We start from the raw sequence: 12,817 nt of genomic DNA, 5'->3' as shown, positions 1-12,817 counted from the left end.
TAAGGCTTTGCTAATTAAAAACTGTTACCCAAAGTGGCAACATTGCAGCAATACTAGTTGCAACGGTTATCTGAAGCAGGTAATTAGTAATAAATAGACCACATAGCATTAGCATGTCATTATTACTGTTAGATTCAATTATCCCGCTGTTTGTTCTTCCCGAATTTCGTATGATGGTTCCATCTGGGCCTAACATCGACCATTTAGTATTCCAAATATTGTCGTACTGCCAGAGGTAAGTTTTATCTGATAAACTAATGGTTGCCTTTGTCATCCACGTTCCGTAAGAGATATTCCCAATTATAGTATTGTTATCAGCATCAATGATAATGGTTTGTTGCTTCCAGAAACCTGTGGTTTGAAAATGGATATTACGATTGTCAATAATCCCATAGGCCATACGCTTAAAGGAGTTATCTTTTAAGTTGCCAATGAGTTGGTTGCTCGTATAAATTTCATAGGTTGATGAGAAAGTGCCTTTCCTCCAGTTATAAAGAGTCGTCATAGATTACAGATTAAGTTGATTAAAGATAGAAATATCTTCTTTCTTATCGATACCCTTTTAACTGATATTGGTTTTCTCTTTCAATGGTTATCGTTGTGAAATATTTATATTCATGTGGTAGTTGTTGATAATCAATTAAATTTACTTTTAATCACATTTCTCAACTCAGATGGATTCTGACCAACTTTCTTCTTGAAGAGTCTACTGAAATAATGGATGGATTGAAAACCCAAATGATAGCTGATTTCTTTAATGCTCTTGTCGGATGTGAGGATTAATTCTTTCGCACGCATTAGTTTCAGATCGAGATAATATTGATGAGGGGAGATACCAGTGTACTTTTTGAACATTTTTCGGAAATAGGAATATCCAATGCAATTATCGTGTGCCAGTTTCTCCAAATCTACCTCTCCTTCTATGTTGCGGCGCATATGAAAACGGGCATCCTGTATTACTCTCTCAATTTGGGTTCCTGCAAAATTGCGATGTTTCTGTTGTGCAGCAATATATCCTAAAAGCTTTATTATGAAACCTGAAGCAATATGTTGGTTTCCAGGGGCCTCGTTTTGGGCTAATTCAAAAATCCTGTAATAAGTATCAATGATATCTTCATGATCTCCACATTCAATTACTGACTGTTCTTGTAAAACATGGTTGTCGTGGAGGAAATGTTTTGCCAGTGTGCCATCAAATCCAATATAATGTTCTTGCCAGCCCGAATTTCTGGCCGGACGATAGCGATGCCATTCACCTTTTCGGATTATCATTAAAGAACCAGGTTTTACAGTAAACTTTCCACGATTATTTTCAAGAGTTCCTCTTCCTTCTGTTATGTAATTAATCTGATACTCGTTTAGAATACGACCGTTTTCCCATGTAAAGTAATATCCGCTAGGATGTTCAACGGGAGGATAGTTAACACCGGGTTTTATTTTCGATTGTCCGGCAACATTTAAATAAAGGCCCCAGGCTTTGTCTTCCGCTCCAGCTGTAAGGTATTTGAAAAAATCTTTCATAATTGGTCCAAAAAGTGCAAATCAAGTGCCAAAAAGTGTATTGATTAATTTGATTATGAAGTTTACTTTTGGTTCTATAAGCAACTAAATTTATTGAATAAAATTATTCATTTTTCCCTTAAATCAAATTAGTTATACTATTATGCAAGTTATTTTAGGAATTATTTTTCACTCTCTGGGAGGTGCCGCTTCCGGAAGTTGGTACATGCCTTATAATCTGGTTAAAAAATGGAACTGGGAAGTTTACTGGATTGTAGGCGGATTGTTTTCATGGTTGATAATGCCCTTCATTGCCGTTTTATTAACCACACCTGGTTGGAATGATATCATTGGTAGTACAGATTCTTCAATCGTTCGTCTTACTTATATCTTAGGTGTTCTGTGGGGAGTAGGAGGACTTACTTACGGTTTGGGAATTCGTTACCTGGGTATGTCACTTGGAAATTCAGTTTTACTCGGAATTACATCGTTGGTTGGATCGTTGGGTTTACCAATTTTACGAAATGTTGGCAACTTAGGTGAAGTATTACCTGCCGGAGATTCTTTTATCGATATGTTGGGTAGTACAAGTGGTAGGATAATTCTGTTTGGTATTCTGGTTATGATGATTGGAATCGTCTTAAGTGGAAAGGCCGGATTAATGAAAGATAAAGAACTGGCAGATGTCAAAGAAGGTGTGAATAGTGAGTTTAAACTTACGAAAGGTTTAATTATCGCTGTCATTTCAGGTGTGCTTAGTGCTTTCTTTAGTTTTGGCATTGATGCCGGAAAGGAAATGGGGGAAGCTGTTCGAACTATCGCGGTAGATAATAACTTTTCTTTTGTGACTGATGGAGTATATCTGTTCGAGAATAACATCATTTTTCTGGTGATACTTTGGGGAGGTTTAACAACTAACCTGATTTGGAGTTTGGCTCTTATTATCAAAAATAAAACAGGTAAGGATTTTGTTGATACCAAATCTCCACTTCTTAAAAATTACTTGTTCTGTGCCTTGGCCGGTACTACCTGGTTTTTACAATTCTTTTTCTATGGAATGGGAGAAACCAAAATTGGAAATGGTGCCAGCTCCTGGATTTTACATATGTCTACTATTATACTTACGGCTAACTTTTGGGGTTTCTACCGAAAAGAATGGGCTGGTGTTTCCAGTAAAACAAGAACCACAATTTTTCTTGGAATTGGTTTAATTCTCTTATCCGTAATCATTATGGGTATTGCCAAAAGTGATTTTGTAAATTAAACCTTTTGTCATGACTAGATTAGCATTTAAGATGCACCTCAACGAGGGGCAAAAACAGGAATATATAAAGCGCCATAATGAGATATGGCCTGAGTTGAAGAGGCTATTGAAAGATGCGGGTGTGTCTGAATATTCCATCTTTCTGGATGAAGAAACCAATACTTTGTTTGCTTTTCAGAAAGTAAGTGGAGATGGAGGTTCACAGGATCTGGGTAAAACAGAAATTGTTAAGAAGTGGTGGAAATTTATGGCCGATATAATGGTTGTAAATCCAGATAATTCACCGGTTTCTGTGCCTTTGGAAGAAGTGTTTTATATGGAGTAAAAAACAAGTTAAAAGTTATCGGACGGATGATTGGAGGCAGAAGTTCGAAGCTCGCATAAGGAACGGTTCTCTATTAAAGAAATGTAAATAAAGAACCGTTCCTTATATAAAGTTCTGGTAGTCCCGCAGGGAAGATTGTATTTGAATAGCATTCTAAATGCAATGTTTCGTAGAAAATGAATATAAGAGTCCCGGAGGGACGATTGTAACAGCATAGTACGTAAGTGCTATGGGAATAAAGAAGCTGAAAATCAAGTCCCGGAGGGACGTTTGTATTAGCATAGTACGTGAGTGCTATGATAGATAGAAATAATAAAAAAGTAACAACAATCAAAAGAATAATAAAATGGCTAACGAAATCATAGAAAGAGCTTACGAAGTAGCAAAAGAACAATATGCTGCATTGGGAATTGATACCGACAAAGCTATCGAAAAAATGAAAGAGGTAGTTATTAGTTTGCATTGCTGGCAAACTGATGATGTTGGAGGCTTTGAAACTCCTGATGCTGAACTTTCAGGAGGGGGCATTCAGACGACTGGTAATTATCCGGGTAAAGCCCATACCATGGAGCAGATGAGAGCTGATTTGGAGAAAGTGTTGTCGTTACTTCCGGGTAAGCAGCGCCTTAATTTACATGCGATCTACGGTGATTTTCAGGGAGAGAAAGTAGATCGTGATCAGATTGAAATTAAACACTATCAAAGCTGGATTGACTGGTGTAAAAAGCAGGGTATTGGTATGGATTTCAATGCGTCTTGTTTTTCTCATCCAATGGCAGATTCAGGCTTTACGCTGTCATCAAAAAATGAGGAAATACGTTCATTCTGGGTGGAACATCTAAAGCGTTGTCGCGAGATTTCGGCTGAGATTGGAAAACAATTAGGTACACCATGTGTGCACAATACCTGGATTCCTGATGGAGCAAAAGATACTCCTGTTGACCGCAATGGACATCGCGTACAATTAAAAAAATCACTTGACGAGGCCATGGCAACCGATTATCCAAAAAGTCAAATGAAGGATGCTGTGGAAAGTAAGCTGTTTGGTATCGGAGCTGAAAGTATGACTGTTGGTTCGCATGATTTTTATTTAGGTTATGCTATTAAAAACAATAAGTTGATTTGTTTGGATAACGGACATTTCCATCCAACAGAACAGGTTGGTGATAAAATTTCAGCTTGTCTTCAGTTTGTTGATGAGGTGTTGTTACATGTTACTCGTCCAATACGTTGGGATTCAGATCATGTTGTTACCTTGAATGAAGATGTACAGCTGATTGCTTCTGAAATTATCCGTAGCAATTACCTGGATCGTGTAAATATTGGTCTTGATTTCTTCGATGCATCAATCAACCGTATTGGTGCCTATGTAACAGGTACACGTGCCGCTCAAAAAGCCTTTATGATTGCTTTGCTGGAGCCAACCGAAACACTTAAGGAGTACGAAGAAGAAGGTAAAAACTTCGAACGTCTGGCTTTATTGGAAGAATTAAAGACCAAGCCATTTGGTGCAGTATGGGATTATTACTGTTTGAAAGAAGGTGTGCCTGTGAGTGAAGCTTATATTGCAGAAATCCAGCAGTACGAAAAAGATGTGTTAAGCAAAAGATAATTGACTTTGTTCTGAATATTTGAGCATTCCGGGTGACATATTGTGTTTCCGGAATGCTTTCCCTTAAATCAGTAATTATGAATCCAAGTCTGAATGATTTAATTGAAATTTCGCAACACTACGGAAAAAATCCGCTGTATGTGATTGCCGGGGGTGGTAATACCTCTTTTAAGGACGAAGAAAAATTATGGATCAAGGCAAGTGGAACATCACTTGCAGTGATCGAAGAAGACGGTTTTGTATGTCTTTCGCGAAGTAAGCTGAAGACCATTGCTGAAAAATCGTATAGCGATGATAGCTCAAAGCGAGAAGAAGAAGTTAAAAATGATCTGCATGCTGCGATACTTTATCCTGCAGATAAACGTCCCAGTGTGGAAACATCAATGCACGAAGTAATCGATTATGCTTATGTGATTCATACACATCCAACATTGGTAAATGCTTTGATGTGTTCGAAGAATGCAAAATCAATGTGCAGTGAGTTATTTGGCGATGCTTTGTTTATCGAGTATACTGATCCGGGTTATGTGCTTTTCAAGAAAGTGTACGACCGAATCAATACATATAAAGCAGATAAAGGTGTATCTCCCAAGGTTATCTTCCTCGAAAATCATGGAATTTTTGTGGCTGCCAATACCACACAGGAGGTAAGAGAGATTTATGATGAAGTATTTGCAGTACTGAAAGCTCAGCTTCAGAGCGAATTGCCGGATAGTGCAGCTTCGGAATTAACCGACATTGATATGAATAGTATTAAGGTTGCTATTGATAAGGACGATCAGTTGAAATTAAAAGCATACAACAGTGATTTGATTCATTATTTTATTACTGATGAAAAAGCTTTTGAGGAGGTAGCAGCTGCTTATACTCCCGACAATATAGTTTATGCTAAAGCTTACTATCCGTTTTTAGATGCAGAGAAGGATGCTGTTCAGTTAAAAGAGTTTATTGCTCAAAAAGGATATACACCTAAGGTAATTGCCATTAAAGGTAAAGGGATTGTAATTGCCGAAGAGAGCGAAAAAGCAATTGCAACGGTGTTGGAGGTTTTTACTGATATGCTGAAGATTGGTTTTTATGCAGCAAGCTTTGGTGGTCCCAAATCAATGACGGAAGAGCAAATCGCATTTATTGATAATTGGGAAGTTGAAAATTACCGTCGAAAGATGGCTAAAAAATAAAATAGGATTGAGTAAAGTTATTCAGGTTGGCCTCATTAAAGATGATTGAATCGATGAAGAAGAGCTTTAGAAAGACCGGGAAGCTGAGAACTTGTTCGAAGATCACCCGGCCGCACTTAAGCTCTGCGAATAAGAAGCAATTATCTTTTAATGCAGCCTTGATTTTCTTTGTTTCGTTTCTTGTATCAAGACAAGAAATGAATTGAAAATCGGCGAAGCCAAAAGCCTTCGCGGCTTGAGCGGTGAAAATTAGGAAAAAGCTTGTCACAGTATAAAAACGAAGATTCATTAAATAAAAAAAGAATGAGTGTACCTGTTATTGCTGTTTTTGATATAGGTAAGACAAATAAAAAAATATTACTCTTTGATGAAAAGCTTCAAATGGTTTTTCAGAAAGAGCAAAAAATGCCAACCATTGTTGATGAAGATGGATTTGAATGCGATGATATTGATTTAATTGAGAACTGGATGAAATCAACCCTCAGGCAACTGGTTGATGAAAATGAGTATGATGTTAAGGCGGTTAACTTCTCAACATATGGAGCCAGTCTGGCTTTTTTGGATGAACAAGGAAAACGTCTTACCCCCATTTATAACTATCTGAAGCCAATTGATGAAAGCATTCATCAGGATTTATACAATAAATATGGGGGAGAAGCTGAGTTTTGTCGTCAGACAGCCAGTCCTGCTTTGGGAGTAATGCTCAATTCAGGTATTCAAATATTGTGGTTGCAAAAAGAGCAACCTGAGTTGTTCTCCAAAGTGAAGGATATCTTGCATTTTCCACAGTATTTATCGTATCTGCTGACAGGGAAGATTACTTCAGAAAGTACTTCCATTGGTTGTCATACCTTTATGTGGAATTTTGATATGGGAGGCTATCATCAATGGTTAAGTGATGCCGGAATTCAGCTTCCAGAACCAGTTTCGAACCAATTGTGCTTCGATAGTAAATTGGATGGTGTTGCTATCCAAACCGGAATTGGAGTGCATGATAGTTCATCTTCGCTGGTGCCATATTTCAAAGGAAGTGATGAAAAATTTGTATTGGTTTCAACAGGTACCTGGTGTATCAATATGAATCCATTTAATTATAGTCCATTGACAGCCGATCAACTGAAACGCGACTGCTTATGCTACATCAGTAGTGAGCAAAAACCGGTCAAGTCGTCCCGTCTGTTTATGGGGCATATTCATGATGTGAATACGCAGCGATTGACAGAATTTTTCAAGGTTGAAAGCAATCAATACAAAAAGGTTAAAGCTGATTCGGCATTAATGAGTCAATATCTTTCAGAAGATACAGGAAGACTGTTTTTTAAGGATGAAATGACGATTGATTATATTGATCTTTCTGTGGATTTGTCTCAATTTGCATCATTTGATGAGGCCTATCACCGATTAATGTACGATTTAACATTGTTAAATGCTGAGTCGCTAGATCTTGTAATGAGTGAGGATGTTAAAACAATTTATATCTCCGGAGGATTTGCTCGTAATGAGATGTTTATAAGGCTAATGGCTAATCTATATCCTCATTGTAAAGTGTTTACATCGGAAGTGGATAATGCCAGTGCGTTGGGAGCTGCTTTATTGGTTTACGATCAGTTGGATTCAAAAGAAAAACCTTCTGTTGATTTAGGTTTAAAAGAGTGGAAAGCATTTGGATAAAAAGAGTTAATACTCTTAACTTAGATTCATAGAATAGTTGATAAAGATTAAAAAAAGGATTTTTTGATTTAAGGATAATGAAACAAATTGACACAAAGTTGATGCACCCAAAGGTGCAGATTGTTAAGATTATTAGTCGTATCTACAAAAGTGGAATGACGACTACTTCGGGTGGAAACATTTCCATTTGTGATGAAAACGGTGATATTTGGGTAACACCATCGGCCATCGATAAAGGGACTTTAACCGAGAAGGATATTATCTGCGTGAAGCGTGATGGAACCATTGTTGGACCTCATAAGCCATCATCAGAGTTTCCGTTTCATAAGGCTATTTATGATTGTCGCCCTGATATCAAGGCGGTGATTCATGCGCATCCACCAGCGTTGGTTTCGTTTAGTATCGTACGCCAAATTCCGAACACCAACATCATTCCTCAGGCAAAAAATATTTGCGGTCCTATTGGATATGCACCTTATGGATTGCCGGGTAGTGATGAGTTGGGTGACTTGATTGCTGCTGAGTTTAAGAAAGGCGAGAGCATGGCCGTTATCATGGAGAATCATGGAACTGTATTGGGAGGAAGCGATATGTTGGATGCTTATGCACGATTTGAGACTTTAGAATTTTGCTGCCGTACAATTATCAATGCAAAAGCTATTGGTGAACCTAAGTTTCTGACTGATGACCAGATTAACGAGTTTGAAAAGCAGGTGCCACATAATGTGCCTCGCAATACAGATGTAACCTATCCACCGGAAGAAAGAGAGATAAGACAGCATATTTGTGATATTGTTCGTCGTGCCTGTGATCAGGGGTTGATGATCAGTACTTACGGAACTGTTTCGGTACGTTGGAAAAACAATGATTTCTTAATTACACCACCTGATGTGGCTCGTTGGGATATCTCACCTGAAGATATTGTACAGATTAAAGGAGGTAAAGCAGAACCGGGTAAAACACCAAGTCGCTCTACTTTCCTGCATCAAAAAATCTACCAGGAAAATCCACATATCAATTCAATTATTTTAACTCAGCCTCCTAACCTGATGGCTTACGGTACAACCGGAGTTAAGTTTGATGTGCGCACCATTCCTGAAAGCTGGATCTTCTTACAGGATGTTCCATGTTTGCCATTTGGTGTACATTTTCAGGGTGATGATACCATTCCTAAGTTGTTAAGCGCTAATGTTCCTGCTGTATTAGTGGCAAACGACTCATTTATCGTAACCGGAGATAAGTTGCTACAAACATTCGACCGCTTGGAGGTAGCTGAGTTTAGCGCTAAATCGCTGGTGATGGCGGCTCCGATGGGTAAACTGGTGCCAATTAACGAAGAGCAGGTAGAAGCTTTAAGAAAGAAGTTTTTATCTTAATGAAGCAACTAAGAAAAAGCCGAGGTGAGTAATATGGGGTAAACCTATTTATTGATTCGGTATAACTTGCATAGATTTGAATCCCCGCTGTCAATGGATTGCGGGGATTTTTTCACTTTTTATCTTTATTCGTGCTTGTTGGGGAAAAACTAATAACGACCTTTTGTCTTGAAAGTTCTATCTACTATTCTCTAATTTCTTTTTTAATCAATTCAGCAACTCCCCGATTCAACAATTAACCTTTATACTTTTAACTTCATGTTGTTCGGATTGCATCTTTAATTGATATGATTGATAGAAAGATGCGATTCGAAAGGATTAGAAAGTTCCATACAATCCATAATCAGTGGTGTTGCAAAATACCTGACTGTAAAAGAAAAAACCTTCTTTAGTGGTCTCCATCTTTCTGTCTAAACGTAAGATTGGGTGGCCGGGTTTTACATTGAAATACTGTTGCATCGCTTCATTGGCTGTAATGGCCATTAGTTTCTGCTCGCCACCTATTACTTCTATTTGATAATTGGTTCGCATAATCTCAAACAATGAACGGTTTTCGAAATTTCTGGTGCTAAATCGTGGAAGATTAATATTGGGCACCATTGTTATGTCGTAAAATACCGGCTGTTTATTAATGATTCGAAGTCTTTCAATGCGGTAGCATCCCACCTCTTTCTCATAGCTCAACAAGGGAAATCCAAATGCATCTTCCCAGGTGGTAAGATAAGGCTTGATAATGATTTTTGTTTCCAGATTTTCTTTACCGATAGCCGATGTTGTTCCTGAAAGAGAAAGAATGCCAACGCCCTGTGGCTGACCTTGCACGATGCTTCCTTTACCTTGTTTTTTTCGAATATAACCTTCGTGTACTAATCTGTCCAATGCCTTTCTTACAGTGGGGCGGGTTACATTGTGTGTGGTACATAGTTCGTTCTCAGAAGGCAGAATATCTCCCTTTTCGTATAAACCATCAGTAATGTGTCTTCTTAATTGTTCGTATAAAATTTTATATGGAGGCAGACTTTTCTTATTCGTCATCTTGTGAATTTTTTGTAAAGATAAGTTGTTTTAAATGTATATACAAGTAACTTGTAAAAGGTTATAAATAGCAATAAAACAATGAATTAAATAAAAATGCTATATTAACTTGTATATACAAGTTGTGATAAATAGATTTGTAAAAAAACTAAACTAAATCATGGCTAACGCAATTATAATGCCTCGCCAGGGGCAATCAGTCGAATCCTGCATTTTTACCCAATGGTATAAGAGTGTGGGCGACGAAGTAAAATCAGGTGATATTCTTTTTGCCTACGAAACCGACAAAGCATCATTTGAACAGGAAGCAGAAGCCGATGGTATTCTGTTGGCTGTATTTTGTGAAGAAGGAGATGAAATTCCGGTTTTGCAAAATATTGGTGTTATTGGGCAGGCAGGCGAAAATATTGATGAATTTAAATCCGGTGGAGCAGAAGAAGCTCCCAGAACAGAAGCTGTAAAGGAAGTAGCTGTTGAAGCGGCAGCTGAACCTGTTGCTGAAGTTGTTTTAAAGGAAAGAGCTGAAGGCGAGAAGGTGAAAATTTCACCCCGGGCAAAAAAAATGGCCGAAGAAAAAGCTGTTCCTTATGCAAGCCTGGAAGGTTCGGGACCGGAAGGACGAATTATTGTAAGGGATGTGGAAGCTTATCTGGCTTCAACGCCTAAAACAACTCCTTTGGCTAAAGAAGTGATCAGACAGGAAGGACTTCAGCCTGCTGCAACTGGTACTGGTTTGGATGGAACTGTTAAGGCAGCTGATCTTACTGCAACTAATCCTGTTTACAGTGGCGATTTCGAAATTAAGAAACTTCCAAATATTCGTAAACTGATTGCAAAGGCAATGCATGCTTCTTTGCAAAATTCAGCTCAGCTGACTCACCATTTAGGTGCAGATGCCCGTCGCTTGCAGGCATTACGTAAGCAGGTAAAAGCAAAAGAAGGTGCGCCAAATATTACTATTAATGATATGGTTTGCTTCGCCGTAATCAAGGCATTGAAGCAATTTCCTGATGCGAATGCTCACTTCCTGGGAGATAGTGTAAAATATTTCAATAAGGTTCATCTTGGACTGGCTGTTGATACCGATCGTGGCTTGATGGTTCCGGTGATCAAAAATGCGGATGATCTGTCCATCACAGGATTATCCAATCAGTTTAAAGAAGTAGCAGAAGCTTGCCGTAAGGGTAGTGTCGCTCCTGAATTATTGTCATCAGAGGCAGCATCGTTTACGGTTTCTAATCTTGGAAATTATGGAGTTGAGATGTTTACTCCGGTAATTAATCTGCCGCAGGTGGCAATTCTGGGTGTCAATACCATTGTGCCGCGACCAGCTGATCTGGGCGGAGGTGTTTATGGCTTTGTGCCTTATATGGGCTTGAGTCTTACCTACGATCATCAGGCTATTGATGGAGGTTTGGCAACCCGGTTCCTGAAACAAATTGCCATTGAAATTGAAAATTTAACTATCGACTTCTAAAAATAATTACATGTACGATTTAGCAATTATAGGAGGAGGTCCTGCAGGATATGTGGCAGCTGAACGAGCAGGTGCCAAAGGATTAAAGGTGGTTCTGTTCGAGAAAAAGGATTTGGGTGGAGTCTGTCTGAATGAAGGTTGTATTCCAACAAAAACCTTGTTGTACAGTGCCAAGCTGTACGATAATGCCAAAGGAGGAGAAAAATACGGAGTGGAAGCCAACGATTTGTCTTTCAGTTTTGATAAGATGATGGCCCGCAAACAGAAAGTGGTAAAAAAACTGGTTGGCGGCGTTGGTATGAAGATGAAACAGCATAAAGTAGATGTGATAAAGGAATCTGCGTTAATAAAGGGACGTACTCAACGGGGTATAGAAATTTCAATTCAAGAAGGAGAAATAGTGGCTTCGAATCTGTTGATCTGTACCGGATCCGAAGCTTTTATTCCTCCTATCCCGGGTCTGGATAACAACGATGCCATTCTTACGAATCGTGAAATACTGGATTTAAAAGAACAACCCGAGTCATTGGTGATTATTGGTGGTGGTGTGATTGGGATGGAGTTTGCCAGTTTCTTTAATAGTCTGGGAACCAAAGTTACAATTATCGAAATGCTGGATGAGATTTTGACCGGTATGGATGTTGAAATGAGCGCCATGCTTCGTCAGATGTATGCTAAAAAAGGAATTGAATATCATTTATCATCCAAAGTAACCAAGGTTGACGGACAAACTGTGACTTTTGAAAAAGATGGTAAATCAACCGAAATAAAAGGCGATAAAATATTGGTGAGTGTCGGTCGTAAGCCTGTGGTTACCGGATTTGGTTTGGAGAATCTGGGAGTGGAACTTTTTCGTGGTGGTATCAAGGTTGATGAAAAGATGCGAACCAACATACCCAATGTTTATGCTGCAGGTGATGTAACAGGATTTTCTCTTCTTGCTCATACTGCCAGTCGTGAAGGTGAAGTGGTGGTGAATAATCTGGCAGGAGGGAAGGATCAGATGCGATACAATGCCATACCGGGTGTTGTTTATACCAATCCTGAAATTGCAGGAGTGGGTTTGACAGAAGAAGCAGCCAAAGCAAAAGGTATCGAATATAAAGTAGCTCAACTACCCATGGCATATGCCGGAAGATTTATTGCCGAGAATGAAGGCGGTAGCGGACTTTGTAAAGTTCTGGTAGGAGCAAAATATGGCGAGGTTTTAGGCGTGCATATGCTGGGCAATCCGTCAAGTGAAATGATCTACGGAGCCTGTATGGCTATTGAAGCAGAGATGACCCTCAAGGAGTTGGAACAAGTCGTGTTCCCACATCCTACTGTATCAGAAATATTTAAAGAAACCGTTTTTAGTTTCGCCCATTAACCTTTAT

General features: G+C 38.8%; 11 protein-coding genes. 8 read left to right on the top strand and 3 right to left on the bottom strand.

Annotated features, from left to right (window positions below; translation table 11 throughout):
• Window positions 1–10: 10 nt before the first annotated feature.
• Entirely contained in the window at window positions 11–505 is a 495-nt protein-coding gene (locus ACRD62_RS02970) for a hypothetical protein (protein WP_430818630.1), read from the bottom strand.
• 131 nt (window positions 506–636) lie between these two features.
• On the bottom strand, window positions 637–1,521 hold the full coding sequence (locus ACRD62_RS02965) for an AraC family transcriptional regulator (RefSeq protein ID WP_430818629.1): 885 nt from the start codon (window positions 1,519–1,521) through the stop codon (window positions 637–639).
• Between the two features lie 142 nt (window positions 1,522–1,663).
• Here ACRD62_RS02965 and ACRD62_RS02960 point away from each other — a divergent pair, with 142 nt between their 5' ends.
• The 6 genes from ACRD62_RS02960 (at window position 1,664) to ACRD62_RS02935 (ending at window position 8,929) form a co-directional block, all read left to right on the top strand.
• On the top strand, window positions 1,664–2,764 hold the full coding sequence (locus ACRD62_RS02960; RefSeq protein WP_430818628.1) for an L-rhamnose/proton symporter RhaT: 1,101 nt from the start codon (window positions 1,664–1,666) through the stop codon (window positions 2,762–2,764).
• A 10-nt stretch (window positions 2,765–2,774) separates the two neighbouring features.
• The gene (rhaM, locus tag ACRD62_RS02955; RefSeq protein ID WP_430818627.1) at window positions 2,775–3,089 is read left to right on the top strand and encodes an L-rhamnose mutarotase; all 315 of its coding nucleotides are present in this window, start codon (window positions 2,775–2,777) and stop codon (window positions 3,087–3,089) included.
• A gap of 346 nt (window positions 3,090–3,435) precedes the next feature.
• Window positions 3,436–4,701, top strand: coding sequence for an L-rhamnose isomerase (locus tag ACRD62_RS02950; RefSeq protein ID WP_430818626.1), 1,266 nt, complete (start codon window positions 3,436–3,438; stop codon window positions 4,699–4,701).
• A 77-nt stretch (window positions 4,702–4,778) separates the two neighbouring features.
• On the top strand, window positions 4,779–5,882 hold the full coding sequence (locus ACRD62_RS02945; protein ID WP_430818625.1) for a class II aldolase/adducin family protein: 1,104 nt from the start codon (window positions 4,779–4,781) through the stop codon (window positions 5,880–5,882).
• A gap of 303 nt (window positions 5,883–6,185) precedes the next feature.
• A complete protein-coding gene (locus tag ACRD62_RS02940) occupies window positions 6,186–7,553 on the top strand; it encodes an FGGY-family carbohydrate kinase (protein ID WP_430818624.1) in 1,368 nt (455 codons plus the stop codon).
• A 77-nt stretch (window positions 7,554–7,630) separates the two neighbouring features.
• Window positions 7,631–8,929 (top strand): class II aldolase/adducin family protein, encoded by a 1,299-nt coding sequence (locus ACRD62_RS02935; protein ID WP_430818623.1) that lies wholly within the window; start codon window positions 7,631–7,633, stop codon window positions 8,927–8,929.
• Between the two features lie 318 nt (window positions 8,930–9,247).
• Here the strand turns inward: ACRD62_RS02935 and ACRD62_RS02930 are convergent, their stop codons facing one another.
• On the bottom strand, window positions 9,248–9,964 hold the full coding sequence (locus ACRD62_RS02930; RefSeq protein ID WP_321408186.1) for a GntR family transcriptional regulator: 717 nt from the start codon (window positions 9,962–9,964) through the stop codon (window positions 9,248–9,250).
• Between the two features lie 160 nt (window positions 9,965–10,124).
• On the opposite strand from ACRD62_RS02930, the gene ACRD62_RS02925 reads away from it, so the two are divergent.
• Together ACRD62_RS02925 and lpdA are read left to right on the top strand one after the other, a co-directional pair.
• Window positions 10,125–11,441 (top strand): dihydrolipoamide acetyltransferase family protein, encoded by a 1,317-nt coding sequence (locus ACRD62_RS02925; RefSeq protein WP_430818622.1) that lies wholly within the window; start codon window positions 10,125–10,127, stop codon window positions 11,439–11,441.
• 10 nt (window positions 11,442–11,451) lie between these two features.
• Window positions 11,452–12,810 carry a dihydrolipoyl dehydrogenase gene (gene lpdA, locus ACRD62_RS02920; RefSeq protein ID WP_430818621.1) on the top strand — a complete coding sequence of 453 codons (1,359 nt, stop codon included), beginning with the start codon at window positions 11,452–11,454 and terminating at the stop codon, window positions 12,808–12,810.
• Window positions 12,811–12,817: the final 7 nt, after the last annotated feature.

The sequence above is a fragment of the Carboxylicivirga caseinilyticus genome (genome assembly GCF_050589785.1).
Taxonomy (GTDB): Bacteria; Bacteroidota; Bacteroidia; order Bacteroidales; family Marinilabiliaceae; genus Carboxylicivirga; species Carboxylicivirga caseinilyticus.
This window is presented reverse-complemented; position numbering and strand designations above follow the sequence as displayed.